Genomic DNA, 24,286 nt, shown 5'->3' on the forward strand with positions numbered 1-24,286 from the left:
GGCCGTCACAACGAGCGCAGCAGCAGCGCGGGCTGCTCCACGCAGTCGGCCACGTAACGCAGGAATCCACCGGCGATGCCGCCGTCGCACACCCGGTGGTCGAAGGTGAACGAGAGCTGGACCACCTCCCGCACCGCCAACTCACCGTCGTGGACCCAGGGTTTGGCGGCTATCCGGCCGACGCCGAGCATCGCCGCCTCGGGGTGGTTGAGGATCGGGGTGGAGCCGTCGACGCCGAAGACGCCGTAGTTGTTGAGCGTGAAGGTGCCGCGGGACAGCTCGGCCGGGGAGAGCTTCCCGGCCCGCGCGGCGTCGGTGAGCCGGGCGATCTCGGCGGACAGCTGCTCGACCGTGCGGTCCTGGGCGTCCCGGACGACCGGCACCACCAGGCCGCGGTCGGTCTGCGCCGCGAAGCCCAGGTGGACGGCGGGCAGCCGGACGATCTCCTGGGCCGTGGTGTCCACGGTGGCGTTCAGCTCGGGGTAGCGGGCGAGCGCGGCGGTGCAGATGCGGGCGAGGAGGGCCAGCAGCGACACCTTGGGGGCGCCGGGGACGTTCATCGCCCGGCGGGTGGCGAGGAGGTCGGTGGCGTCGGCGTCCACCCAGCACGTCGCGTCCGGGATCTCACGGCGGCTGCGGCTGAACTTCTCGGCCGCGGCGCCACGCAGGCCCTTGAGCGGGATCCGTTCCTCACCGGGGACGGGCCCGGCGGCGTCGGCGGTGCCGGCGGCGCGGGCCGCTGCGGACTGCCGTTCGCCCAGGGCCCGCACCGCGGATTCGACGTCCGTCCGCAGGATCAGGCCGTCGCGCCCGCTGCCGCGTACTTCCCGCAGGTCCAGGTCGTGCTCCCGGGCGATGCGGCGCACCAGCGGGGAGATGACGGCCACCGTGCGGGGGCCGTCGGCCACCGCGGTACCGGGGGCGTCCCCGGTCGCGGTGCCGTTGGTGGCCGTGCCGTTCGTGGCCGTGCCGTTCGTGGCCGTGCCGTTCGTGGCCGTGCCGTTCGTGGCCGTGCCGTTCGTGGCCGTGCCGTTCGTGGTGGCGGGGGGTTCGGGCGTGGCGGGCCGGCGCGCGGGGGCCTCCGCGGCGCTCGGGAGGATCCGCCGGCGGCGCGCCGCGGCACCGCTCGTCCCGTAGCCGACCAGGACGTTTCCCGAACCGGCAGCGTCCGTTCCCGCGCCCTCGGCGCCAGGGGCCGGGTCCGCCGGCACGGCGACCGAGGCCGACCCGTTGGCACTGCCGGGGGCCGACCCGCGACCGGCCGAGTCCTCCGGTGCCGCGCCGACCGCGACCGTCACCAGGGGCGCCCCCACCGGGACTTCGGTGCCCGCCGCGCCGAAGCGGGCGGTGACCACCCCGCCATACGGGCACGGCACCTCGACCATCGCCTTGGCGGTCTCGACCTCCACCACCGGCTGGTCGACGGCCACCACCTCGCCGACCTCGACCAGCCACTGCACGATCACCGCCTCGGTGAGGCCCTCCCCCAGGTCGGGCAGGGTGAACTCGCGCACCACGGCCATCACGCACCACGTCCTTCGGTCCAGCGCGACTCCCACTGGAGGCGGGCGACGGTGTCCAGGATCCGGTCCACGCTCGGGAGGTGGTGACGCTCCAGCATGGGCGGCGGGTAGGGGACGTCGAAGCCGGCCACGCGCAGCACCGGCGCCTCCAGGTGGTGGAAGCAGCGCTCGGTGATCCGCGCGGCGATCTCGCCGCCGGGACCGCCGAACCCGTTGGACTCGTGGACGACCACGGCCCGCCCGGTGCGCCGCACCGATGCGCACACCGTGTCGTCGTCGAACGGCACCAGGGTGCGCAGATCGACGACTTCCAGGTCCCAGCCCTCGGCGCGGGCGGCCTCGGCGGCCTCCAGGCAGACGGGCAGGGACGGGCCGTAGGTCAGGAGCGTGGCGCTGCTGCCGCGGCGGCGGACCTCCGCACGGCCTATGGGGGCGACCGCAGTGGGCGCGTCCGGCGACCAGTCGGCCTTGGACCAGTAGAGCCGCTTGGGTTCGAGGAAGACGACCGGATCGTCGGAGGCGATGGCGGCGCGCAGCAGCCCGTAGGCGTCCTCGACGGTCGCCGGGGTGACGACCTGGAGGCCGGGGGTGGCGAGGTAGTACGCCTCGGAGGAGTCGCTGTGGTGCTCGACGCCGCCGATGCCGCCGCCGTAGGGGATGCGGATGGTCAGCGGCATGGCGACCGCGCCCCGGGTGCGGTTGCGCATCCGGGCGACGTGGCTGACAAGTTGCTCGAAGGCCGGGTAGGCGAACGCGTCGAACTGCATCTCCACGACCGGCCGCAGCCCGTACATGGCCATGCCGACGGCGGTCCCGAGGATGCCGGCCTCGGCGAGCGGGGTGTCGCTGCAGCGGTCCTCGCCGAACTCCTCGGCCAGGCCGTCGGTGATCCGGAAGACGCCGCCCAGGGCGCCGACGTCCTCGCCCATCACGTGGACGGTCGGGTCGTCGGCCATGGCGTCGCGCAGGGCGCGGGTGAGCGCCTGCGCCATGGTGGCCGGTTTGCGCGCGGTCGGCGCGGCGGTGGTCGTCATGGCCTGGCCTCCTGGGCGGGCGCCACGGTGACCGTGGCGGACTCGGGTGCGTCGGCCCCTTCGGCCTCGGCGTCCAGCTCGGCGCGCAACTGGGCGGCCTGGGAGCGCAATTGGCTGGTCTGCTGGGTGAAGACGTGGTCGAAGAGGTCCATCGGCGCCAGCGACGCTTCGGCGTGCATCCGCTCCCGGAGGTCGGCGGCGAGGCGCTCGGCTCCGTCGCGGGTGGCGGTGGCGAACGCGTCGTCGAGCAGGGCGCGGTCGGTCAGCGCGCGCTCCAGCAGGGCTATCGGGTCGTGGGCCCGCCAGCTCTCGACCTCGGCGTCGGTGCGGTAGCGGGTGGCGTCGTCGGCGTTGGTGTGGGCCTCTAGGCGGTAGGTGACGGCCTCGACGAGGGTGGGGCCGCCGCCCTCACGGGCCCGGCGCACCGCGTCGGTGAGGACCTCGTGCAGGGCGGGGGCGTCGTTGCCGTCCACCAGGCGACCGGGCATGCCGTAGCCGACCGCCTTGTGGGCGAGGGTCGGCGCGGCGCTCTGCTTGGCGAGCGGCACGGAGATCGCGAAGCCGTTGTTCTGCACGAGGAAGACGACCGGTGCCTGCCAGACGGCGGCGAAGTTGAGCGCCTCGTGGAAGTCGCCCTCGCTCGTGCCGCCGTCGCCGACCATGGCCAGGGCGACCACGTCGTCACCCTTGAGGCGGGCGGCGTGCGCCAGGCCCACGGCGTGCGGGAGCTGGGTGGCGAGCGGGGTGCACAGGGGGGCGATGCGGTGCTCGTAAGGGTCGTAGCCGGTGTGCCAGTCGCCCCGTAGGAGGGTCAGGGCCTGCACCGGATCGAGCCCGCGGGCGACGGCGGCGAGGGTGTCGCGGTAACTGGGGAAGAGCCAGTCCTGCTCCTGGAGGGCGAGCGCGGCGGCGACCTGGCAGGCTTCCTGGCCCGTGGACGAGGGGTAGACCGCCAGCCGACCCTGGCGGGTGAGGGCGGTGGCCTGGGTGTTGTACCGGCGACCGCGCACCAGCTCGGTGTAGAGCCGCTTCAGCAGTCCGGGGTCGAGCCGGCCGGCGGCATCGGTGCCCAGGAGGCGATACGGCTCGGCGTCGGGCAGGAGGGGCGCGGGATCGACGCGCGGCCGCCAGGCGGGCGGCGGGCCGGGAAGGTCACTGGTGTGCCTGCTGCTGCCGGGCTGCTCGAGAACCGTCATGTCGGGCACCTCCTCGTCATCGAAGGGGTGGCGCGATGCGCCTCATGGGTGGTGGGCGAGCCGGTGGTACCTCCCAGCGGTCGCTGGGGGTCTGGCAGAACGCGAACGGTCGGGGCCGGTGACCCCTTCCCTACCGATTGTTCGGTCGCTGATGCATTTTGGCTACAGGCGGGTTCAGCCTGTGGACAAACGGTTCTCCACAGCTTGTGATGAAGGCAGGGAGTCCACAAAGGGGAGGCGGGAGCACATGCCGGAGGAACAGATGGCCAATCCGGGCGGGCAGCCGTCGGCGGCGCCCGCCCCCGCACCTCCGGCCGCACGCCCCCTCGACCAGATCGACCGCGCCATCCTGCGGCTGCTGCGAACCGACGGCCGGGCGTCGATACGCTCCGTCGCCGAGCAGGTGCACGTCTCGCGCGCCAATGCCTACGCGCGGATCAATCGGCTGCTCGACGACGGCGTCATACGCGGCTTCAGCGCCCTCGTGGACCAGGAAAGGGCAGGTCAGGGCGCCTCCGCCTACATCACGTTGAAGATCGTGCAGAATTCCTGGCGGACCGTGCGCAAACAACTCACCACGCTCCCCGGTGCCGCGCACATCGCGCTGGTCAGCGGGGATTTCGACGTGCTGCTGCTGGTGCACACCAAGGACAACCGGGAGCTGCGCGAACTGGTCCTGACCCGGATCCAGTCGATACCGGAGGTGCTCAGCACCCGCACGTTGTTGGTGTTCGAGGAGACGGACCTGGGGGTGGAGGAGGGGTAGCGCCGGGGCCGCGGGCGGGGGCGGCGCCGACGGGGCCGTGTGGGGCCTTCCCGGCCCCGGTCCGCCCCGCCGCGAACCGCACGCGCGAACCGCCCGCTCAGACCTTGCGCAGCCCCGAGAACGCCGTCCGCACCACGGCCTCGGCGACCTCGTCGCGGCTGGCGGCGCCGCCCCGCCCGGGCCGGTACCACTCCACGATCGAATTGATCATGCCGAAGAGCAGGCGGGTGGCCAGCCGGACGTCCACGTCGTCCCGCAGGTCGCCGTCGGCGGCGGCCTCCTTGAGGAGGTCGGCGACCCGGTGGTCGAACTCGCGGCGGCGCTCCATGGCCCACCGCTCGGTGTCGGTGTTCCCCCGCACCCGCAACAGCAGCGTCACGTAGGGGAGTTCGTCCATCAGCACCTCGGCCACGCGCCGGGTGACGTGCTCCAGCCGCTCGATCGCCCGCCCCTCCTGGGCGTCGGCTTCCGCGAGAACACCGAAGAGCCCGTCCAGGGCGCGGCTTATCGCGCGACGGAGGAGCTCTTCCTTGCTGCGCACGTGGTGGTAGATCGACGACTTGGAGATGCCGGCCGCCTTGGAGAGGTGCTCCATGGAGGTGCCGTCGTAGCCGCGCTCGATGAACACCTCGACGGAGACCGCGAGCAGCGAATCGGGCGTGTAGGCGTCGCGCTTGGCCATGGTCATGATTAGAGCACCCATTCCTCGAGGTCCGCACGGCGCCGGAGCGCCCAGGACGGTACGTAGCGTCCCTGCGCATTCTGGCGGTGCAGGGAGTCCAGCAGGCGCCACGCCCAGGGGGCGCCCAGCCGATCGACCCACTCCATGGGACCGCCGGGGTAGTTCACCCCGAGCCGCATCGCCGTGTCGATGTCCTGGGGGGTGGCGACGCCGCGGGCCGCGGCGTCCACCGCGAAGTCGATGATCATCGCGACCGTGCGGGCGACGATCATGCCCGGAACGTCGTCGATGACGCTGACCTGCTTGCCGAGCGCCTGGAAGAGTCCGACGGCCTCGGCGAGGTCCCCCTCGGAGGCGGTCGCCGAGGGGGCGAGGGCGATCCGGGTCGCGGCCCGGTAGTCGAGCGAGAGGTCGAAGCTGATGGTGGCGCCTCGGCCCCGGCGGGTGGCCGGAGCGCCGCTGGTCAGGGCCAGCAGGGCGCCACCGGGCAGCCGGACGGCACCCGCGGACTCCGGCTCCCGTGCGGTGCGGTCGCCGGTGACCTTGATGCCGGCCTCCTCGATCGCCTCGCGCAGCACCGCGGCGGGCCCGGGGAGCTCCCCGAGCACGGTGACCGAGGACGGCGCGGGGCAGGGCCCTGCGGTGTGCGGCTCGGGCCGGCGGGCGCCCTCGGCGTAGTCGAACCAGCCGCGCCCCGATTTGCGGCCGTGCAGGCCGGACTCCACCAGGCGGCGCTGGGCCAGCGAGGGGGTGAACTTCGGGTCCTGGAAGAACGCGGTCCACACCGAGTGGGTGACCGCCTCGTTCACGTCCTGTCCGATGAGGTCGGTGAGTTCGAACGGGCCCATCCGGAAGCCGCTGCCCTCACGGAGGACGGCGTCGATGGTGGCGGGGTCGGCGCCCCGTTCCTCGTGGACGCGCAGGGCCTCGGCGTAGAAGGGGCGGGCGATGCGGTTGACGATGAAGCCGGGGGTGTCGGCGCAGCGCACGGGGGTCTTCCCCCAGGTCGCGGCGGTGTCGTAGGCGGTGGTCGCGGCGGCGGCGTCGGTGGCGAAGCCGCTGACGATCTCGACGAGCGGGAGCAGGGGCGCGGGGTTGAAGAAGTGCATGCCCACGCAGCGCCCGGGGTGCCGGAGCCCGCCGGCGACCGCGGTCACCGCGAGGGAGGAGGTGTTGGTGGCCAGCAGGCAGTCCGCCGGGACGACGTCCTCAAGGGCGCGGAACAGCTCCTGTTTGGCGGGGAGTTGCTCCAGGATCGCCTCGACGACGAGTGCGGCGTCGGCGAGTTCGGCGAGGGTCTCGGCGGGGGAGAGACGGGCGCGGGCGGCGTCCCGTTCGACCGCCGGGATCCGGCCTTTCTCCACCAGTCGGTCCAACCGCCGCACGACGGCCTCGGCGGCCTGCGCGGCCCGGCCCGGTGCGCTGTCGAAGAGCCGCACGGGGTGCCCGGCGACCAGCGCCACCTGCGCGATCCCCTGGCCCATGGTGCCGGTGCCCACCACTGCCACGGTGGTGTCGGTGCCGAGTGCCGTCATGGCAGCTGATCCTCCCCGAGCGAGTTTTCCACAGGTTGGTCGAGCACTCTTGCCCCGACCGATCGTTCGGTTACTCTAACTCCGTTGCTGTGTCACTCCCAGTCCCCATCCACTTTCCGCGCAGTCGACGAGGAGTTGGTCATCGATGGCCGCCGAAATGACCGCAGCGCAGTTGATCGAGAAGCACCGCCCGACCCTCGACAAGGCGCTGGAAGCAATCCGGACCCGCGCGTACTGGTCCCCGCACCCCGAGCACCCCAAGGCATACGGCGAGACCGCCGCACCGGACGGCCTGGCTGCCTTCGAGGCGCTGCGTGGCACCCGTTTCGCGCTCGACCAGCCCGGCACGGACGCCTGGACGGGCGAGGAAGTCTCGCCCTACGGGCCGGAGTTGGGCATCACCTATCCGCACCCGGACGTCTCGGTGCTACTGCCGGCCATGCAGGCCGCGATCCCCGAGTGGCGGGACGCCGGCCCGGAGGCCCGCGCCGCGGTGTGCCTGGAGATCCTCGCCCGGATCAGCGCGCGCACCCACGAGTTCGCCCAGGCCGTGATGCACACCAGCGGCCAGGCGTTCATGATGGCGTTCCAGGCGGGCGGGCCGCACGCGCAGGACCGCGGCCTGGAGGCGGTGGCGTACGCCTACGAGGAGCAGACCCGTACCCCGCAGAAGGCGGCGTGGAGCAAGCCGCAGGGCAAGCGGGACCCGCTGGAGCTGACCAAGACCTTCCGGGCAGTGCCGCGTGGCGTGGCCCTGATGATCGGTTGCAACACCTTCCCGACGTGGAACGGCTACCCCGGCCTGTTCGCCTCGCTGGCGACCGGCAACCCGGTGCTGGTCAAGCCGCACCCGCGCGCCGTGCTGCCGCTGGCGCTGACGGTCCAGGTGGCCCGGGAGGTGCTCGCCGAGGCCGGTTTGCCGGCCAATCTGGTGTGCCTGGCGGTGGACAAGCCCGGCGAGGGGCTGGCCAAGACGCTGGCGGTCCGGCCCGAGGTCCGGATCATCGACTACACCGGCTCCACCGCCTTCGGCGACTGGCTGGAGACGCACGCCCGCCAGGCGCAGGTCTACACCGAGAAGGCCGGCGTCAACACCGTGGTCATCGAGTCCACGGACAACTACAAGGGCATGCTGAGCAACCTCGCCTTCTCGTTGTCGCTCTACAGCGGCCAGATGTGCACCACCCCGCAGAACCTGCTGATTCCACGGGACGGCATCGACACCGACGCGGGCCCGAAGTCGTACGACGAGGTCGTCAGCGACCTGGCGGGCGCGGTCAGCGGTCTGCTGGGCGATGACGCACGGGCCAACGCACTCCTCGGCGCGATCGTCAATCCGCAGGTCACGGCGCGGATCGGGGAGGCGTCGGGGCTCGGCGAAGTGGCGCTGGCCTCCCGCGAGGTGGCGAACCCGGAGTTCCCGGGGGCCACGGTCCGCACGCCGGTCATCGTGAAGCTGGACGGCGCCAAGCCGGACTCCGAGGCGGCGTACCTGTCGGAGTGCTTCGGCCCGGTGGCGTTCGCGGTGGCGGTCGATTCCGCCGCCGACGCGGTGGCGCTGCTGCGCCGCACGGTCCGCGAGAAGGGCGCCATGACGGTCGGGGCGTACACCACCTCTGCCGAGGTGGAGCGCCAGGTGGAGGAGGTCTGCCTGGAGGAATGCGCCCAGCTGTCGCTGAATCTGACCGGTGGGGTGTATGTGAACCAGACCGCGGCGTTCTCCGACTTCCACGGCTCGGGCGGCAATCCGGCGGCGAACGCGGCGCTGTGCGACGGCGCCTTCGTGGCGAACCGGTTCCGGACGGTGGAGGTGCGTCGGGAGGCGTGAGATCGCGGGCGGGCCCGGGGCCGAGCGGCTGCCCGGGCCCGGGTCCCCGTGTTCCGTGAGGACCCGGGGACCAGCCCGCGGCCGCACCGGGGTGTGAGCCGGTCCGGCCGTCCCCGCGCACGGTCGCCGTCATGCGCGGCCCGGAGAAGCCGGTCCGGGTGGAGTCCCGGCGGTCAGGGCCGCGTCAGACGTCCTCGATCCGGGCGTGGCGGGAGATCCAGGCGTGCATGGCGATGGCCGCGGCGGCTCCGGCGTTGATGGAGCGGGTCGAGCCGAACTGCGCGATCGAGCAGACCCGGGAGGCGTGCCGGCGGGCCTCTTCGGTCAGCCCCGGCCCCTCCTGTCCGAAGAGGAGCACGCAGCGGCGCGGCAGCACGGTGGTCTCCAGCGGCACGGAGCCGGGGAGGTTGTCGATCCCGATGATCGGCAGTTCCTCGGTGGCGGCCCAGGAGGTCAGGGCCTCGGTGTCGGGGTGGTGGCGGACGTGCTGGTAGCGGTCGGTGACCATCGCACCGCGGCGGTTCCAGCGGCGCTGCCCCACGATGTGGATCTCCTTGGCCAGGAAGGCGTTGGCGGTCCGGACGACCGAACCGATGTTGAAGTCGTGGCTCCAGTTCTCGACGGCCACGTGGAAGTCGTGACGGCGGGTGTCGAGGTCGGCGACGATCGCCTCACGGGTCCAGTAGCGGTAGCCGTCGACGACGTTGCGACGGTCGCCGTGGGCGAGCAGCTCGGGGTCGTAACGGCCGTCCTCGGGCCAGGGCTCCGGGTGCGGGCCGACGCCGATCTTGGGCCCGTACCCGTCGTCGTACTGGAGGGGCTCGGCGGGGGCGGTGGTTTCGCTGCTCACCCCACGAGCGTATGGCCATCGCCACCGGAGCGGGCAGCACCCTCCGGCGGCCCCTCGCCGGCCGCCACTTCGGAGCCGGCGGCGCCGGTGCCCGGGAACAGTCGTCCGCGCAGGCGGGAGAGGCGACCGCCGAGCCAGGTCAGGAAGTTGGTCGGCAGGAAGACCGCGTCGGCGGTGATCATCGCCAGCGAGAAGAACGGCAGCCCGAGCAGCACCGCGATCGACAGGTGCTCGCAGATCATGGCGACCAGCAGCACGTTCTTCAGGCGCCGGTTGAACAGGGTGAACGGGAACGCGACCTGGACGATCACGGTGCCGTAGGTGATCAGCATGACCATCAGCCCGTTGCTGCCGAGCAAGTGGGACAGCCCCGGCCAGGGGGAGAAGTAGTCCAGGTGCATCGGGTAGAAGACGGCGGTGCCGTCCTGCCAGCGCGAGCCCTGGATCTTGTACCAGCCGGCGGTGGCGTAGACGAGGCAGACCTCGACCATGATCACCAGCAGGACGGCGTTGTGCGCCAGGGTCGCGAGGGTGTCGAGGACCGTCCGGGGCTCCCCGGGGGCGTACCGCTGTGCCGCCCACCACAGGCCGTGCGCCGCCCACAGTCCCCACAGGGCCAGGCTCCAGCCGAAGTGCGGGAAGGGCCCGTGTCCGAACCAGGTGAGGCCGGCGGCGCCCTGCAATTGGGCGACGGCGAGGGCGAGGCCCAGCGCCGCCCACAGCACGATGCCGGTCACGTCCCGGGGCGGGGTCGCGCCGTCCTCCGCCGGGCGGGCGGCCGCCCGCCGGGCGCGGCGCGCGTCCAGCGACCACACCTGCCCGCACCGGGTCAGCACGAGGTACATCGACATCAGGTGGATGACGTTGTCGCCGCCGTCACCGATGAAGACGCTGCGGTTCTGCAGCGAGAGCACGCCGATCATGAACAGCACCGACATGGTGCGGGTGCGCCAGCCGAGCATCAGCAGCGCGCTGGCCGCGATGGCGAGGAAGTAGACGCACTCGAACCAGCCGCGGCCGTCGGACCACACCAGGACGGACAGGGCGTGGTTGCCGTCCAGCAGTTGGCGCGCCATGCCGAAGTCGAACGGGCCGGCGGGGCCGTAGAGCTGCTGCCGGTGCGGCCATTCCCGCAGCAGGAACAGCAACCAGGTGCCGGCGAAGCCGATCCGGATGACGGCGGTCTGGTACGGGGCCAGGGCGCGGGCGGTGACCCGGGCGAGACCACGACCGATGGCGCGCTCGATGCGGGTCTCCTGATAGGCACCGGGAGCGTCGGCGGCCTGCGGGGCGTCGGTGGTCTGCACGGTGCCGGTGCTCGGCGGGGTGGTGGGCGGCTGCGGCGTCGGTGACGTCACTTGTTCGTCGCCCCCTCGGGCAGATCGGAGGCGGTGATCTGCCACCAGGGCAGCACGCGGTAGACGGGCTTGTCGCTGACCTTCTCGGCGCTCCACGGTGGCGGGAGCACCGCCGTGGTCTGCGAGCGGAACTGGATCTCGGCGACCCGGTCGCCGTTCTTGGTCCACTCGCCGGACATCCGGAGCATCGCGATCCGGCGGAGGTAGCGGGCGAACATCTCGCCGCGGTCGCCGCTCGGGCGGTTCTGCGCGTCGAGGGTGCTGGAGAGCAGCTCCCAGCCGCGGCGCAGCTGGTTCTGCTGGGTGTGGCTGGGCAGCGGGTTGTGGAGGATGGCCTGCCCGTCGCGGGCGGTCAGGTCGGTCCAGTCGGTGGTGCGCGACGTGCCGTCCGGGGTGCGCAGCTGCGCGCGGACCTGGACGTCGGTGTTCTGCTGGAGGGGGTTGGGGGCGAACAGCTTCCAGTTCTGCTCGTACTCGGGATAGACGTAGTCGCTGATCAGGCCGGACTGCTGCTTGCTGAGCGTGTTCGACGGTGCGACGTGCAAGAACATCATCGCGAGATGGATCAGGGCGGCGACCGCGATGGCGCTGGCCGCCGTTCCTATGACGATGCGCGAGGGCAGCGACAGCGCGGCCAACGGCCGCGTTTCGTCCCCGTATGACTGCATTCCCGCCCCGTTCCCAGTCCTCATGCGGGTGTCTCCGCCCCGGAACCGTACCTATGCGGCCGCTCCCGGCACACCTTCCCCCGGGGTTATCCACAGGCTTGACACCCGCCGCCGCCCCACCCACCATTGAACCGAACGATCGGTCGGTCGGGAGGAGGGGGCACCACATGACGACGATCGCGCCGCAGGACACGGGACACGAAGCCCTGTTCGACGCCACCATCGCCGCGGAAGAGCGGATCGAACCACGCGACTGGATGCCGGACGACTACCGCGCCTCACTGGTGCGCCAGATCGCCCAGCACGCCCACTCCGAGATCATCGGCATGCAGCCGGAAGCCAACTGGATCACCAGGGCACCGTCCCTGCGCCGCAAAGCGATCCTCATGGCCAAAGTGCAGGACGAGGCCGGCCACGGCCTGTACCTCTACAGCGCCGCCGAAACCCTCGGCACCGGCCGCGACGAACTCCTCGACAAGCTCCACACCGGCCGCCAGAAATACTCCTCGATCTTCAACTACCCCACCCTGACCTGGGCCGACGTCGGCGCCATCGGCTGGCTCGTGGACGGCGCCGCCATCACCAACCAGGTCCCGCTGTGCCGCTGCTCCTACGGCCCCTACGCCCGAGCCATGGTCCGCATCTGCAAGGAGGAGTCCTTCCACCAGCGCCAGGGGTACGAGCTCCTGCTCACCCTCAGCCGCGGCACCGAAGCCCAGCACGCCATGGCCCAGGACGCCGTCGACCGCTGGTGGTGGCCGTCGCTGATGATGTTCGGCCCGCCCGACGACGAATCGGCCCACTCCGCGAAGTCCATGGCCTGGAAGATCAAGCGGCACTCCAACGACGAACTCCGCCAACGCTTCGTGGACATCTGCGTCCCCCAGGCCGAAGCCCTCGGCCTCACCCTCCCCGACCCCGACCTGCGGTGGAACGAAGACCGCGGCCACTGGGACTTCGGCCCCATCGACTGGACCGAATTCCGCGAAGTCCTCAAGGGCAACGGCCCCTGCAACGACGAACGGATCGGCCGCCGCCGCCGTGCCCACGCCGACGGCGCCTGGGTACGCGAGGCCGCCGCCGCACACGCCGCCAAGCACCCGGCCCCCACGCCACACACCGGCACCGACCAGGAGGAGGCGGCCCGATGACCACACCACGCCCCGCCAACACCCCGGCCCCACCCGCCGGCACACCCCAGCCCACCGGCACGGCGGACGCCGCACCCACCGCCGGCCCCGCCGACTGGCCCCTGTGGGAGGTCTTCGTCCGCAGCCGCCGCGGCCTGTCCCACACCCACGCCGGCAGCCTCCACGCCCCCGACGCCCAGATGGCGCTGCGCAACGCCCGCGACCTCTACACCCGGCGCTCCGAAGGCGTCTCCCTCTGGGTGGTGCCCTCCGCCCAGATCACCGCCTCCTCCCCGGACGAGAAGGACTCCTTCTTCGAACCGGCCGGCGACAAGCCCTACCGCCACCCGACCTTCTACGAGATCCCGGAGGGGGTGCACCACCTATGACGCCCACCCCCGCCCTCCCCCTCGGCGACGACGCCCTGATCCTCTCCCACCGCCTCGGCGAATGGGCCGGCCACGCCCCCGTCCTCGAAGAGGAAGTCGCACTGGCCAACATCGCCCTCGACCTCCTCGGCCAGGCCCGGATCCTGCTCTCCCTCGTCGGCGACGAGGACGAACTCGCCTACCTCCGCGAGGAACGCCAGTTCCGCAACGTCCAACTCGTCGAGCAGCCCAACGGCGACTTCGCCCACACCCTCGCCCGCCAGCTCTACTTCTCCACCTACCAAGAGCTGCTCTACGACCACCTCGCCACCACCGACACCACCGTGGCACCGCTCGCCGCAAAGGCCGTCAAGGAGACCGCCTACCACCGCGACCACGCCGAGCAGTGGACCCTGCGCCTCGGCGACGGCACCGAAGAGAGCCACACCCGGATGCAACGCGCCCTGGACGCCCTCTGGCGCTTCACCGGCGAACCCTTCGACCCCGTAGACGGGTTGGACGACGTCCCCTGGACCGCCCTCCGCACCGAGTGGACCACCCGCATCACCGCCACCCTCGCGCGCGCCACCCTCACCGTCCCCGACGGCCCCCAGCACGGCGCCTGGACCGCCGGCGGCGGACGCCAGGGACTGCACACCGAACCCTTCGGCCGGCTCCTCGCCGAAATGCAGCACCTCCACCGCAGCCACCCGGGGGCGACATGGTGACCACCACGGCCCTGGAGGCGGAACTCCTCGCCCTCGCCGGCGCCGTTCCCGACCCCGAGCTGCCCGTCCTCACCCTCGCCGAACTCGGCGTCCTGCGCGGCGTGCGGCTCACCGCCCCCGACCACGTCGAGGTGACCCTCACCCCCACCTACACCGGCTGCCCCGCCATCGAAGCGATGTCCGCCGACGTGGAACGCGTCCTGCACGACCACGGCATACCCAGGGTCGACGTCCGCACCGTCCTCAGCCCACCGTGGACCACCGACGCGATCACCGACGAAGGCCGCCGGAAGCTAGCTGCGTTCGGCATCGCCCCACCACGGCCCACCCGCCCGACCAGCGGACCGGTCACCGTCGACCTCACCCTCCGCTGCCCGCACTGCGGATCCACCGACACCACGCTGCTCAGCCGGTTCTCCGCCACGGCCTGCAAGGCGCTGCGCCGCTGCGAGTCCTGCCGCGAACCCTTCGACCACTTCAAGGAGTTGTGATGTTCCACCCGCTCCAGGTGCGGGAGATCGAGCGGCTCACGGACGACGCGGTGGCCGTCACGTTCACGGTCCCGCCCGAGCTCCGCACGACCTTCCGACACACCCCCGGGCAACACATCGCACTGCGCGCGACCCTCCACGGCCAGGAGATCCGCCGCACCTACTCCCTGTGCACCCCCGCCACCGACGACCCCGTCCTACGGGTCGGCATCCGCCTGGTCGAAGACGGCGCCTTCTCCACCTACGCCCTCAAGGAACTCGCCGTCGGCGACACCGTCGACGTGATGGCCCCGGCCGGCCGCTTCACCCTGGCCCCCCGCCCCGGCCAGTTCGTCGGCATCGTCGGCGGCAGCGGCATCACCCCGGTGCTGTCCATCGTCACCACCCTGCTCGCCCGCGAACCGCACGCCCGCTTCTGCCTGATCCGCAGCGACCGCACCACGGCCTCCACGATGTTCCTGGAGGAGGTGGCCGACCTCAAGGACCGCTACCCCGACCGGTTCCAACTGGTCCACGTGCTCTCCCGCGAAGAGCGGCAGGCCGGCCTCCCCTCCGGCCGCCTCGACCAGGAACGCCTGCGCGCCCTGCTCCCCGCGCTGCTCCGGACCGACGCCGTCGACGGCTGGTTCCTGTGCGGCCCCTTCGGCCTCGTCCAAGGCGCCGAACGGGCACTGCGCGACCTCGATGTACCGCGCACCCGCATCCACGAAGAGATCTTCCACATAGACAACGGCGCCGCGGCCCCCGTTCCCGCCACCACCGCGCCCGCACACAGCACGGTGACCGCCACCCTCGACAGCCGCTCCGGCACCTGGCCGGTCCACGACGGCGAATCCCTGCTGGAAGCCGTCCTCCGCAACCGCCCCGACGCCCCCTACGCCTGCAAGGGCGGCGTCTGCGGCACCTGCCGCGCCTTCCTCGTGTCCGGCGACGTCCGGATGGACCGCAACTTCGCCCTGGAGTCCGACGAGGTCGACGCCGGGTACGTGCTGGCCTGTCAGTCGCACCCGGCCACGGAAAAGGTCGAGTTGGACTTCGACCGCTGAGCAGCCCCCACCACCGTCCGCGTCCGCGCCATTCCCAATTCCTGCAACATGTTCTACCTTGACGCCTCGTCAGATCTGACACGTCGAAGGTCGGACGCCGACGGCGCGACGCGGGAGGACGGACCAGTGGACTTCACCTTCACCGAAGAACAACAGGCCGCCGTCGAAGCGGCACAAGCCGTCTTCTCCGGAGTCACCCCGGACGACGTCCCCAGCCCGGCACTCACCCGCGGCCCCGTCGCCGACGACTTCGACCGCGCCCTCTGGCGCACACTCGCCGACGCCGACCTCCTCGGCCTCCCCCTCGCCCCCGAGCACGGCGGCGCCGGCCTCGACCCGATCGCCCTCTGCCTCGTCCTCCGCGAATCCGCCAAGGTCCTCGCCCGCGTCCCCCTCCTGGAGTCCTACGCCACCGCGCACACCCTCCAGAACCACGCGACCGACGCCCTACGGACCGAGGTCCTGCCACAGATCGCCAGCGGCAACCTCGTCATCACCGCCGCCGCCAACGGCCACACCGGCCACGACCCGGCCGAACTCGCCGTCACCGCACGCCAGGACGACACCACCTGGACCCTCGACGGCACCCACACCGCCGTCCCCTGGGCACTCACCGCCGACCGGATCCTGCTCCCCGCCCAGACCACCGACGGCCGCACCGTCCTCGCGCTCGTCCCCCGCGACAGCCCCGGCCTCAGCCTCCACGGCCAGACCTCCACCAACGGCGAACCGCACGCCGAAATCCACCTGGACTCCGTACGCATCGACGCCCGGAACACCCTCACCGACCCGGACGCCTGGGAGACCCTGCGCAACCTGCTCACCACCGGCACCTGCGCACTCGCCCTGGGCCTGGGCGAACGCGTCCTCGCCATGACCAGCGACTACACCAGCACACGCGAACAGTTCGGCTTCCCCCTGGCCACCTTCCAGGCCGTCGCCGTCCAGACCGCCGACCGCTTCATCGACCTCCGCGCGATGGAGGCCACCCTCTGGCAGGCGGCCTGGCGCCTCACCACCGGAGCCACGGGCCCCCTCCCGCCCACCGGGGACATCGCGGTCGCCAAGATCTGGGCCGCCGAGGGCGTCCGCCGCATCGTCCAGACCGCCCAGCACCTCCACGGCGGCTTCGGCGCCGACACCGACTACCCGCTGCACCGCTACCACGCCTGGGCCAAACAGCTCGAACTCGCGCTGGGACCCGCAGCAGCCCACGAAGAGGCCCTCGGCGAACTCCTCGCCGCACACCCACTGAGCTGACGCACCCACGCCCCACCCGCCACCGGGCAGCGGCGCCGGAAGGACGTCTCGACCAGCGGGTCTAGATGACCGCGCCCGCGCCGCCCTTGCCGTCCGACACCGGACGCCCGGCGGCCTCCCACGCCTGCATGCCGCCCGCGACGTTCACCGCGTCGACGCCCTGCTGGATCAGGTACTGCGCGACCTGGGCCGACCGCCCGCCGACCCGACACAGCACGTAGATCTTCCCGTCCGCGGGCGCGGCCTCCGTCAACTCGCCGTAACGGGCGACGAATGCGCTCATCGGGATGTGCAACGCCCCCTCGGCATGACCCGCCTCCCACTCGTCGTCCTCGCGGACGTCCAGAAGAAAGTCCTCGGGCGTGAGGGCGTCGACACCGACCGTGGGCACAGAACCGAAATGCATACTCCCGACGCTACCCGACCAGCTGAGCGAGGTACGCCTCGCGTTCCCGGAGGTCGGTCAACAGCTTCTCGGCGATCTCGTCCAACAACGCGTCCGGGTCGTCCGGCGCCATCTTGATCATCGCGCCGATCGCACTGGCCTCCAGCTCCGCGGCCACGGACGACAGCATCTCCTTGCGCTCGGCCAGCCACTCCAGCCGGGCGTAGAGCTCCTCGCTCGCGCTCGGCCGCCGCTCCACGGGCGCCGGCCCGGCCTCCCACTCCCGCACCAGCTCCCGCAGCAACTTCTCGTCGCCCCTCCCGTACGCAGCGTTGACCCGCGCGATGAAGCCGTCCCGCCGGGCCCGCTCCGCATCGTCGCGCGCCAGGTCCGGGTGCGCCCGACGCACCAGATCCCGGTAGATCTTGCGGGCCTCCTCGCCGGGCCGCACCTTCGGCGGCGGCTGGACCGGCTGGTCGGTCAGCATCGCCTGCGCCTCGGGGAACAGCCCCTCCGAACCGAGCCAGCCGTGGAACAACTCCTCCACCTGCGGCATCGGCAGTACCGACGCACGGGCCTCACGGGCCTTACGGATGTCGTCCGGGTCACCGGTGCGCGCCGCCACGGCCTCCGCAATCTGCGCATCCAGCTCGTCCAACCGCGCGTACACGGGGCCGAGCCGCTGGTGGTGCAGCCGGGAGAAGTTCTCCACCTCCACCCGGAAGGTCTCCACCGCGATCTCAAACTCGATCAAGGCCCGCTCAGCCGCCTCCACGGCCTTCGCCAACCGCCGCGTCGCCTCGTCCTGCGCGTCCGCGGCGCCGGCCGCGCCCTCCGGCGCCCCACCGGCAGCGGCCGACCCCCCGCTCCGCTCCGCGCCCGGCACCTCCCCGCGGGCGTCCGCCGCCCCCGGTTCGGCCGGGGCACCGGGTGCCCCCGGTACGTCCGGTCGGTCCTGGCCGTCCTGCGCGTTCTCCGCGTGCGAGTTCGTCACCCGGTCAGCGTACGGCCCTACGGGAACTGGGCACCGGGCCGCACCTGAAGCATCCGGGTGGGGCCCCCTCCCCCTCCCCTCGCCCACCCACCCCCACCGCTCCCGCCAAACCCCTCTCGGCCCCCTCAGCCCCTCGCCCCCTCCTACAGCCCCCTCACACCCCGCTCTCCGCCGCCACCCGCCCGCTGCGGATCGCCGCGACGAGGTCCGCGTGGTCTGCTTCGGTGCGGTTCGCGTAGGTCACCGCGAAGGCCGCCATCGCTTCGTCGAGTGCCTCGCCCTTGCCGCAGTAGCCGGCTATGACGCGCGGGTCGGCGCTGTGTGCGTGGGCGCGGGCCAGGAGGGCGCCGGTCATGCGGGCGTAGTCGTCGAGTTGCCCGTCGGTCAGTTGGGCGGGGTCGACGCTGCCCTTGCGGTTGCGGAACTGCCGCACCTGGAACGGCAGTCCCGTGCCCGTACCGTCCGGTGTCGCCGCAGTCGTGTGTGACGTGTCCTCGGCCCGGCCGGGTGTTCCGTGTGCCGTGTTCTGGCGCACCGTGGTCCAGCCCAGCAGCAGGTCGCTGACGACTTGCATGCGTCGCTGGCCGAGCACCACGCGTCGTCCTTCGTGTTCCGCCGGGGGTGGGGGGAAGCCGGCTTTGGTGACGTAGGGCGCGAGTACGGAGCGGCGGGCCTCCTTCACCTGGAGGACCAGGGGCTCGCCGCGGTGGTCGAGCAGCAGCACCACGTAGGAGCGCAGCCCGACGCTGCCGGTCCCCACGATGCGGAAGGCGACGTCGTGCACGGCGTACCGGGCGAGCAGCGGCAGTCGGTCGTCGGGCAGGGTTTCCAGGTAGCCGGCGAGCGAGGCCGCGACGGCCGTCGCTTCGGCGTCGGGTATCCGGCGCAGGACGGGTGGTGCGTCCACGAAGCGGAGTCCGCCGTCGGGTCCGCGCTCGGTGGATTTCGCGGCGAAGCGCGCGCTGGTGTTCTTGCGGGCCTTGGCTTCGACCCGTGCCAGCGTGCCCAGGAGGTCGCGGGCGTCGGTGTGCGAGACGAGTTCTTCGTCGGCGATGGCGTTCCACGCCTCGGTCACCGGGAGCTTGGCGAGCAGCCGCATGGTGCGGCGGTAGGCGCCGGCGGCGTCCTGGGCCGCGGCCCGGCAGGCGTCGTCGTTGGCGCCCGCTTCTCTGCCGGCCAGGACTATCGAGGTCGCGAGCCGTTTGACGTCCCATTCCCAGGGGCCGTGGACGGTTTCGTCGAAGTCGTTGAGGTCGATGACCAGGCCGCCGCGGGCGTCGGCGTAGATGCCGAAGTTCGCGGCGTGCGCGTCGCCGCAGAGTTGGGCGCCGATGCCGGTGACGGGGCTTTCCGCGAGGTCGTGGGCCATGAGTCCGGCTGAGCCGCGGAGGAACGCGAAGGGGCTGGCGGCCATGCGTCCGACGCGTATCGGCGTCAGTTCGGGCAGTCGCCCGGCGTTGGATTCTTCGACCGAGGCGACCGCGTCGGGCCGGGCGGTCGTGAGCCGCAGGGCGGCCTGTTCGGCCCGGGGCAGTCGTGCCCGCAGTTCTCGGCCCACGGCCTTGGCCGACGGCCCTTCTTCGTCCGCCCTTGCGAACCCCGGTACGTATGGCACACGCGACATGGCGGGCCACCTCCCCCTTCACGCCCCTGGTTTCGCGCGGCATCCGTGGTGCGTGTCGGCGCACCGGGATCCCCCGCATCCGTCCGGCTCGCCGGGTGTTTCCGGCTTGCTGGTCGATGACGTTACCGATGTTCGGCGGGTGTCTGCCGGGCCTGTGGATAACTTTCGGATGCGGGGGAGCAGTTGCGGGGGAGCGGGAGCGGAGAGCGGGGGCGCGCAGGCGGCGGGCGGCTGCCGAAGGTCCCGCGCGGCGGCCGGCCGCCTACACCCCGACCGCCTCTTCCATCTCCTCCTCCGCGTCCGTCTCCCCTCCTGCTGCGGGGTGTGCCGGGGTCCGTCCGGGGGCCCGTTCGGGCACCGTGGCCGCCACTGCGGCGGCGGCCACGGCTCCGGCGTGGGCGATCGCTTCGGCTTCGGCGGTGCGTCGGCGCTTTTCGGCGAGTGCCGCCACGCCGACGGTCAGCAGGCCGACGACCAGCCAGCCGACGAGGGTCCAGACGTGTCCGGCGAGGCCGTGGTCGGCGAAGTAGACGTGGCTGCGGGTGCCTTCCACGAAGCCGGCGCCGTTCCAGAAGGAGTGCAGGGCGGCGAAGAAGCCGTTCTGCATCTCGGGCCGGAAGATGCCGCCGGAGGAGGTGAAGTTGAGCATCACGAACAGCGTCATGACGCCGAGCGTGGTCCATCGCTTGAGGAAGGTGTGCAGGCCGGTGCCGATGAGGAGGATGCCGGCCGAGTAGAGCCAGGCCAGGCTCCACAGGGCCCACAGGCCGTGGTCGACGAGGTGGAAGACGGGGCCGGCGAAGAGCGTGCCGATGATGCTGACGACGAAGGAGGTGCCGATCGCGAGGGCGGCGCGCAGGCGCATCGGGAGGACGGCGCCGGCGCCGCCGATCACGGCGACCGAGGCGTAGGAACCGATGCTGATGGCGACCAGCAGGAAGAAGATGCCCTGTCCGGTGGGGTCGTTCTCGGCGGTCGGTGCGATGTCGGTGACCTTCAGCGGGGCGCCTTGTTGGGCGGCGAGCGGGGTGAAGACCTTCTGGACGACGGTGGCGCTGGTGTCGGATCCGGCGGTGGCCACCAGGAGTTCGGGGGTGTGCGGTGCACCGGTGCCGGTGGCCTTGGCGCCGGCCAGGTAGGCGCCGAAGACGTCCTGGTCCTTGAGTTGCTCGATGGCGGTGGCGCGGTCGGGGACGGTGCGTGCTTCGAGTGTGCCGTGCGTCTCGTCGTTGAGTGTCTGGGCGAGGACCTGTGCGTGGGTGCCGGTTCCGACGATGGCGACGGGCAGGTGGTGCGGTGCGGGGTTGGCGAAGGCGCCCAGGTAGGCGAGGCCCATCCCGATGCACATCAGGAGCGGGGTGAGCAGGTGGGTCACCACGTGGCGCAGGTCGGCGGCGCGGGTGGAGTGCCGGTCGCTGTGGTGGTCGGGACGTCGTCGGTCCGCGGTCATGGGCAAGCCTTCTTCGTGGTCGTCCGGGGCCGGTCGTGGGCGGTCCGGTCGTCGTCGTTCAGCTGTGGCCAGGGGTGGTGGCTCCGGTGGGTGGAGGCGCGTTAGCGGTTGGTAATTACAACTCTCACACCACGTTGTACTATACAACTAGTTCACCGAAAGGCAACTCCGTGACCCATCGCGACGACTCCGTAGAGACCATCCAGCAGGAGATGACCGCGTTCGCCCGGCGCGCCCGCGCGACCGCCGCCCGCATGCACCCCGAGCTGTCCCTGGTCTCCTACACCCTGCTCGCCCACCTCGACGACCAGCAGGGATGCCGCGCCACCGACCTCGCGGCGCACTACTACCTGGACAAGTCCACGGTCAGCCGACAGATCGCAGCGCTGGAGAAGCTCGGTTTCGTCGAGCGGCGCATCGATCCGGACGACCACCGCGTCCAGGTCCTGCACCCCACCGCCGAGGGCGCCCAGGTGCTCGCGAACGTGACCGCCAGCCGCCGCAAGGCGTTCCACGAGCGGCTCGCCGACTGGCGCGAGGAGGACCTCGACCGCTTCGCCTCATACCTGGTCCGCTACAACGCCGCCCAGGAACGACTCGGCTGACGCACCGGGAACAGCCGACGCCCCGGGAGCAGGGGTGCGCCCAACGGGACGGCACGCCCGTCAGCCCCATAGGAGCCGCGCCGCACGGCCCCGCCAGCCCCGGGCCGCCCCGGCGCTACTTCCGGAACCGCTCCGGACACTGCCCGCCCTCGACGAGGTAGGTCTCGGCCCAGCGCCCCAGCTCCACGAGGGCGGGCTCCATGGCGCGGCCGGCCTCGGTGAGCCGGTAGGAGACGCGCAGCGGCGGACCGGCGTCGACCTCGCGGACGACCAGGCCGGTCGCCGCCAGCTCCATCAGGCGGTCGGAGAGCATCCGCTCGCTGATGCCGGTGATGGCGCGCCGCAGGTCGGCGAAGTGAACGGGCCCGGGCATCAGGGTGGCCACGATCAGACCCGTCCAGCGCTTACCGAACAGCTCGAAGACGCGCGTCATACCGCCGTCGACCTGCCTACACACCGCTTCGTCGTGGTCCGCCATGCCTCCAGAGTACCGTCTTCCCGTTGGCTACTGCGGAAAAGTAAGTTCCTGTGCTATGAATAGTGACATACGGAATTCAACTAACGGCCGGTCCCGCCCGGCCCCGTAGCGAAGGACCGATCCCATGGCCACGCTCCTGCTCATCGACTCGTCCCTCTTCCCCGAGGACGGCTCCGCGTCCCGTTCGGTGACCGCCGCGTTCCGCAAGACCTGGGAGGAGCAGCACCCCGACGGCACCGTCATCCACCGCGACCTGGCCGCCGACCCGCTGCCCCACCTGGACGCCGTCGGCGCCTCCGCCGGCTTCTCCGACCCGGCCACCCACACCCCGGAGCAGCAGGCCGCGTTCGCCCTGCGCACCCAGCTGGCCGAGGAACTGGAGCAGGCCGACGCCATCGTCATAGGCGCGCCCATGTACAACTTCACGATCCCCTCGACCCTCAAGGCATGGCTCGACCAGGCGATCATCATGGGCCGCACCGCCGGCGAGAACGCGTCGGTGAAGGGCAAGCCGGCCGTCGTCGTCGCCAGCCGCGGCGGCTCCTACGCGCCGGGCACCCCGCGCGAGTCCTTCGAGTACGTCCAGAACTACCTGGAGGCCGTCCTCAACGGCGCCTTCGGCCTCGACGTGGAGTTCATCGTGCCGGAGCTGACCATGGCCCCCGCCAACCCCGCCATGTCCGAGCTGGTCCCGCTCTTCGAGACCTCCCGCGCCAAGGCCCACGAGCAGGCCGAGACCAAGGCCAAGGAACTGGTCGCGCGCCTCTCCGCCTGAGCGGACGACCCACCGCCCGACGGGAGCCCGGGCCGGAGACCGGCTCCACACCGCCGACTCCGACGCGCACGCCGGCACACCGCCCCTGCCGGGCACGCCGGGACGCGCCGCCCGGGGCAGCGACCACGCGCCCCACGGCCCGTAGTTGCTCGCCCCCGGGCGGCACGTCCCGTACGCCTCACCCGGTGCTCGCCGCTCCCCTGGACGGGGCCCGGCCCAGCACCACGGTCAGCAGCGCACCCACCACGAGCGCACCGCCCAACCAGATGACGCCACCGGCCCCCCAGCCGTCCGCGGCCCGCCCGCCGACCAACGCCCCCAGGGCGATGGCCGCGTTGAACACCGCCACGAACAGCGCGGAGGCCGCCTCCCGCGCATCCGGCGCGGCCGCCATCAGCCAGGTCTGGGTGCCGACCGACACGCCCCCGTAGGCCAGGCCCCAGAGGGCCACCATGACCGCGGCGCCCGGCACGCCCGCGGCGTGCCCGATCGGGGGCACCAACAGGACCGCGGTGGCCAGCACCGCGCAGATGGCCAGCAGTGCGGCCCGCGGGACACGCGCCGCGGCGGCGCCGCAAGCGAAGTTCCCCGCCAGCCCGGCGACCCCGAAGGCCAACAGCACGCTGCCGATCTGGCCGGGCGGCGCGCCCGCCACCTCCTCCAGGACCGGACGCACGTACGTGTACGCGGCGAAGTGCCCCGTCACCAGGAGCGCGACCAGGACCAACCCGGTGCACACCGGGGGCCGGCGCAACAGCCCCAGTACCCCGCCCAGCCGTACCGCGCCGCTCGCCTCCAGCCGTGGCAGCAGGACGGCCAGGGCGCCCGCCACCACCGCGCAGACCCCGGCCATCGCCACGAACGCCGTGCGCCAGCCGGCCAGTTCGCCCACCAGGGCACCGGCCGGGACGCCCAGGACGGACGCCGCCGCGACCCCGCTGAATATCAGGGCCGTGGCCGCCGCCACCCGCCGCTCCGGGACCAGCCGCACCGCCAGCCCCGAGGCGATCGCCCACACCCCACCCATCCCGAGCCCCACCAGCACCCGGGCCACCAACAGCACCACAACGTTCGGCGCGTACGCCGCCAGGAGGTTCGCGACCGCCAACGTGCCCATCAGGAGGGCGAGGACGGCACGCCGGTCCCGGCGTCCGATCAACAGCGTCAACACCGGGGCGGCGACCGCGGCGACCATGCCGGTGACGCTCACCGTCAGCCCGGCCGTCCCATCCGTCACCCCCAGGTCCCGACCGATCGGCGTCAGCAGTCCCACCGGCAGCAGCTCCGACGTCACCACCGTGAACGTCGCCGCCGCCGACGCCGCGACCGCGGGCCACCCACCGCCCCACGGCCGCCGCAACTCCCCCGCAGCCGCCGCCGCTTGCCGGTCCGCCGCCGTGTCCGCGGCGGCCGCGACGCGCTCCGCACTCTCACTCTTCGCCATGGCGCCCACACAACGCCCCGCAGCGGCCGGGAACAACAGTCAACTCCTCACCCTTCTATGAGCAGGAC

General features: G+C 72.3%; 24 protein-coding genes. 10 read left to right on the forward strand and 14 right to left on the reverse strand.

Going from position 1 to position 24,286, the window contains the following annotated elements; genetic code table 11:
• Nucleotides 1-5: 5 nt before the first annotated feature.
• Genes ACLJT4_RS04835 through pdhA form a run of 3 tightly spaced genes read right to left on the reverse strand, consistent with a single transcriptional unit; the run spans nt 6 to nt 3,753 of the window.
• Nucleotides 6-1,523 (reverse strand): dihydrolipoamide acetyltransferase family protein, encoded by a 1,518-nt coding sequence (locus tag ACLJT4_RS04835; protein ID WP_411121151.1) that lies wholly within the window; start codon nt 1,521-1,523, stop codon nt 6-8.
• Entirely contained in the window at nt 1,523-2,557 is a 1,035-nt protein-coding gene (locus tag ACLJT4_RS04840) for an alpha-ketoacid dehydrogenase subunit beta (RefSeq protein ID WP_016570494.1), read from the reverse strand. Before ACLJT4_RS04840 ends, ACLJT4_RS04835 begins: the two co-directional genes overlap by 1 nt.
• Nucleotides 2,554-3,753 (reverse strand): pyruvate dehydrogenase (acetyl-transferring) E1 component subunit alpha, encoded by a 1,200-nt coding sequence (gene pdhA / locus ACLJT4_RS04845; RefSeq protein WP_411121152.1) that lies wholly within the window; start codon nt 3,751-3,753, stop codon nt 2,554-2,556. The genes ACLJT4_RS04840 and pdhA overlap by 4 nt, the downstream gene beginning before the upstream one ends.
• 247 nt (nt 3,754-4,000) lie before the next feature.
• Here pdhA and ACLJT4_RS04850 point away from each other — a divergent pair, with 247 nt between their 5' ends.
• Entirely contained in the window at nt 4,001-4,519 is a 519-nt protein-coding gene (locus ACLJT4_RS04850; protein WP_016570496.1) for an Lrp/AsnC family transcriptional regulator, read from the forward strand.
• A 97-nt stretch (nt 4,520-4,616) separates the two neighbouring features.
• Here the strand turns inward: ACLJT4_RS04850 and ACLJT4_RS04855 are convergent, their stop codons facing one another.
• Together ACLJT4_RS04855 and ACLJT4_RS04860 are read right to left on the reverse strand one after the other, a co-directional pair.
• Entirely contained in the window at nt 4,617-5,207 is a 591-nt protein-coding gene (locus ACLJT4_RS04855) for a TetR/AcrR family transcriptional regulator (protein ID WP_233657214.1), read from the reverse strand.
• A gap of 2 nt (nt 5,208-5,209) precedes the next feature.
• The gene (locus ACLJT4_RS04860) at nt 5,210-6,736 is read right to left on the reverse strand and encodes a 3-hydroxyacyl-CoA dehydrogenase (protein ID WP_411121154.1); all 1,527 of its coding nucleotides are present in this window, start codon (nt 6,734-6,736) and stop codon (nt 5,210-5,212) included.
• A gap of 145 nt (nt 6,737-6,881) precedes the next feature.
• Between ACLJT4_RS04860 and paaN the strand changes: the two genes are divergently transcribed.
• Entirely contained in the window at nt 6,882-8,564 is a 1,683-nt protein-coding gene (gene paaN, locus ACLJT4_RS04865) for a phenylacetic acid degradation protein PaaN (RefSeq protein WP_411121155.1), read from the forward strand.
• Between the two features lie 184 nt (nt 8,565-8,748).
• Here paaN and ACLJT4_RS04870 read toward each other — a convergent pair whose 3' ends face one another.
• Genes ACLJT4_RS04870 through ACLJT4_RS04880 form a run of 3 tightly spaced genes read right to left on the reverse strand, consistent with a single transcriptional unit; the run spans nt 8,749 to nt 11,440 of the window.
• Nucleotides 8,749-9,414 carry a TrmH family RNA methyltransferase gene (locus ACLJT4_RS04870; RefSeq protein ID WP_016570500.1) on the reverse strand — a complete coding sequence of 222 codons (666 nt, stop codon included), beginning with the start codon at nt 9,412-9,414 and terminating at the stop codon, nt 8,749-8,751.
• Entirely contained in the window at nt 9,411-10,772 is a 1,362-nt protein-coding gene (locus tag ACLJT4_RS04875) for an HTTM domain-containing protein (RefSeq protein WP_411121156.1), read from the reverse strand. The genes ACLJT4_RS04870 and ACLJT4_RS04875 overlap by 4 nt, the downstream gene beginning before the upstream one ends.
• Nucleotides 10,769-11,440, reverse strand: coding sequence for a DUF5819 family protein (locus tag ACLJT4_RS04880; RefSeq protein ID WP_411121677.1), 672 nt, complete (start codon nt 11,438-11,440; stop codon nt 10,769-10,771). Before ACLJT4_RS04880 ends, ACLJT4_RS04875 begins: the two co-directional genes overlap by 4 nt.
• 167 nt (nt 11,441-11,607) lie before the next feature.
• On the opposite strand from ACLJT4_RS04880, the gene paaA reads away from it, so the two are divergent.
• From paaA to ACLJT4_RS04910, 6 genes are all read left to right on the forward strand, one after another.
• Nucleotides 11,608-12,591 (forward strand): 1,2-phenylacetyl-CoA epoxidase subunit PaaA, encoded by a 984-nt coding sequence (paaA, locus tag ACLJT4_RS04885; RefSeq protein ID WP_411121157.1) that lies wholly within the window; start codon nt 11,608-11,610, stop codon nt 12,589-12,591.
• On the forward strand, nt 12,588-12,959 hold the full coding sequence (paaB, locus tag ACLJT4_RS04890; RefSeq protein WP_374206781.1) for a 1,2-phenylacetyl-CoA epoxidase subunit PaaB: 372 nt from the start codon (nt 12,588-12,590) through the stop codon (nt 12,957-12,959). Before paaA ends, paaB begins: the two co-directional genes overlap by 4 nt.
• Nucleotides 12,956-13,666, forward strand: a complete 711-nt coding sequence (paaC, locus tag ACLJT4_RS04895) for a 1,2-phenylacetyl-CoA epoxidase subunit PaaC (RefSeq protein WP_402539476.1) — start codon at nt 12,956-12,958, stop codon at nt 13,664-13,666. The genes paaB and paaC overlap by 4 nt, the downstream gene beginning before the upstream one ends.
• A complete protein-coding gene (paaD, locus tag ACLJT4_RS04900) occupies nt 13,660-14,157 on the forward strand; it encodes a 1,2-phenylacetyl-CoA epoxidase subunit PaaD (RefSeq protein WP_376445438.1) in 498 nt (165 codons plus the stop codon). Before paaC ends, paaD begins: the two co-directional genes overlap by 7 nt.
• Complete coding sequence (locus ACLJT4_RS04905) at nt 14,157-15,203, forward strand: 2Fe-2S iron-sulfur cluster-binding protein (protein WP_411121158.1); 1,047 nt, start codon at nt 14,157-14,159, stop codon at nt 15,201-15,203. Before paaD ends, ACLJT4_RS04905 begins: the two co-directional genes overlap by 1 nt.
• A gap of 126 nt (nt 15,204-15,329) precedes the next feature.
• Complete coding sequence (locus tag ACLJT4_RS04910) at nt 15,330-16,463, forward strand: acyl-CoA dehydrogenase family protein (protein WP_411121159.1); 1,134 nt, start codon at nt 15,330-15,332, stop codon at nt 16,461-16,463.
• A 61-nt stretch (nt 16,464-16,524) separates the two neighbouring features.
• Here the strand turns inward: ACLJT4_RS04910 and ACLJT4_RS04915 are convergent, their stop codons facing one another.
• The 4 genes from ACLJT4_RS04915 to ACLJT4_RS04930 form a co-directional block, all read right to left on the reverse strand.
• Nucleotides 16,525-16,869, reverse strand: coding sequence for a rhodanese-like domain-containing protein (locus ACLJT4_RS04915; RefSeq protein ID WP_016570509.1), 345 nt, complete (start codon nt 16,867-16,869; stop codon nt 16,525-16,527).
• Between the two features lie 10 nt (nt 16,870-16,879).
• Nucleotides 16,880-17,842, reverse strand: a complete 963-nt coding sequence (locus ACLJT4_RS04920; protein ID WP_411121160.1) for a hypothetical protein — start codon at nt 17,840-17,842, stop codon at nt 16,880-16,882.
• A gap of 154 nt (nt 17,843-17,996) precedes the next feature.
• A complete protein-coding gene (locus tag ACLJT4_RS04925) occupies nt 17,997-19,466 on the reverse strand; it encodes a DUF2252 domain-containing protein (RefSeq protein ID WP_411121161.1) in 1,470 nt (489 codons plus the stop codon).
• Between the two features lie 262 nt (nt 19,467-19,728).
• Nucleotides 19,729-20,916, reverse strand: a complete 1,188-nt coding sequence (locus ACLJT4_RS04930; RefSeq protein ID WP_411121163.1) for an ABC transporter permease — start codon at nt 20,914-20,916, stop codon at nt 19,729-19,731.
• A gap of 170 nt (nt 20,917-21,086) precedes the next feature.
• Between ACLJT4_RS04930 and ACLJT4_RS04935 the strand changes: the two genes are divergently transcribed.
• Nucleotides 21,087-21,521 (forward strand): MarR family winged helix-turn-helix transcriptional regulator, encoded by a 435-nt coding sequence (locus ACLJT4_RS04935; RefSeq protein WP_344574815.1) that lies wholly within the window; start codon nt 21,087-21,089, stop codon nt 21,519-21,521.
• A gap of 115 nt (nt 21,522-21,636) precedes the next feature.
• Here the strand turns inward: ACLJT4_RS04935 and ACLJT4_RS04940 are convergent, their stop codons facing one another.
• On the reverse strand, nt 21,637-21,999 hold the full coding sequence (locus tag ACLJT4_RS04940; RefSeq protein ID WP_016574483.1) for a winged helix-turn-helix transcriptional regulator: 363 nt from the start codon (nt 21,997-21,999) through the stop codon (nt 21,637-21,639).
• Between the two features lie 124 nt (nt 22,000-22,123).
• Here ACLJT4_RS04940 and ACLJT4_RS04945 point away from each other — a divergent pair, with 124 nt between their 5' ends.
• The gene (locus tag ACLJT4_RS04945) at nt 22,124-22,774 is read left to right on the forward strand and encodes an FMN-dependent NADH-azoreductase (protein ID WP_016574482.1); all 651 of its coding nucleotides are present in this window, start codon (nt 22,124-22,126) and stop codon (nt 22,772-22,774) included.
• 178 nt (nt 22,775-22,952) lie between these two features.
• Here the strand turns inward: ACLJT4_RS04945 and ACLJT4_RS04950 are convergent, their stop codons facing one another.
• Nucleotides 22,953-24,218, reverse strand: coding sequence for an MFS transporter (locus tag ACLJT4_RS04950; protein ID WP_411121164.1), 1,266 nt, complete (start codon nt 24,216-24,218; stop codon nt 22,953-22,955).
• Between the last annotated feature and the right edge of the window lie 68 nt (nt 24,219-24,286).

The sequence above is a fragment of the Streptomyces sp. x-19 genome (assembly GCF_046549115.1).
In the GTDB taxonomy this organism is placed as follows: domain Bacteria; phylum Actinomycetota; class Actinomycetes; order Streptomycetales; family Streptomycetaceae; genus Streptomyces; species Streptomyces albulus_C.

Coding starts and splice junctions, on each gene's coding strand:
- ACLJT4_RS04835 (WP_411121151.1), bottom strand. CDS start 1,523: ATGGCCGTGGTGCGCGAGTTCACCCTGCCCGACCTGGGGGAGGGCCTC.
- ACLJT4_RS04840 (WP_016570494.1), bottom strand. CDS start 2,557: ATGACGACCACCGCCGCGCCGACCGCGCGCAAACCGGCCACCATGGCG.
- pdhA (WP_411121152.1), bottom strand. CDS start 3,753: ATGACGGTTCTCGAGCAGCCCGGCAGCAGCAGGCACACCAGTGACCTT.
- ACLJT4_RS04850 (WP_016570496.1), top strand. CDS start 4,001: ATGCCGGAGGAACAGATGGCCAATCCGGGCGGGCAGCCGTCGGCGGCG.
- ACLJT4_RS04855 (WP_233657214.1), bottom strand. CDS start 5,207: ATGACCATGGCCAAGCGCGACGCCTACACGCCCGATTCGCTGCTCGCG.
- ACLJT4_RS04860 (WP_411121154.1), bottom strand. CDS start 6,736: ATGACGGCACTCGGCACCGACACCACCGTGGCAGTGGTGGGCACCGGC.
- paaN (WP_411121155.1), top strand. CDS start 6,882: ATGGCCGCCGAAATGACCGCAGCGCAGTTGATCGAGAAGCACCGCCCG.
- ACLJT4_RS04880 (WP_411121677.1), bottom strand. CDS start 11,440: ATGCAGTCATACGGGGACGAAACGCGGCCGTTGGCCGCGCTGTCGCTG.
- paaA (WP_411121157.1), top strand. CDS start 11,608: ATGACGACGATCGCGCCGCAGGACACGGGACACGAAGCCCTGTTCGAC.
- paaB (WP_374206781.1), top strand. CDS start 12,588: ATGACCACACCACGCCCCGCCAACACCCCGGCCCCACCCGCCGGCACA.
- paaC (WP_402539476.1), top strand. CDS start 12,956: ATGACGCCCACCCCCGCCCTCCCCCTCGGCGACGACGCCCTGATCCTC.
- paaD (WP_376445438.1), top strand. CDS start 13,660: ATGGTGACCACCACGGCCCTGGAGGCGGAACTCCTCGCCCTCGCCGGC.
- ACLJT4_RS04905 (WP_411121158.1), top strand. CDS start 14,157: ATGTTCCACCCGCTCCAGGTGCGGGAGATCGAGCGGCTCACGGACGAC.
- ACLJT4_RS04915 (WP_016570509.1), bottom strand. CDS start 16,869: ATGCATTTCGGTTCTGTGCCCACGGTCGGTGTCGACGCCCTCACGCCC.
- ACLJT4_RS04925 (WP_411121161.1), bottom strand. CDS start 19,466: ATGTCGCGTGTGCCATACGTACCGGGGTTCGCAAGGGCGGACGAAGAA.
- ACLJT4_RS04930 (WP_411121163.1), bottom strand. CDS start 20,916: ATGACCGCGGACCGACGACGTCCCGACCACCACAGCGACCGGCACTCC.
- ACLJT4_RS04940 (WP_016574483.1), bottom strand. CDS start 21,999: ATGGCGGACCACGACGAAGCGGTGTGTAGGCAGGTCGACGGCGGTATG.
- ACLJT4_RS04945 (WP_016574482.1), top strand. CDS start 22,124: ATGGCCACGCTCCTGCTCATCGACTCGTCCCTCTTCCCCGAGGACGGC.
- ACLJT4_RS04950 (WP_411121164.1), bottom strand. CDS start 24,218: ATGGCGAAGAGTGAGAGTGCGGAGCGCGTCGCGGCCGCCGCGGACACG.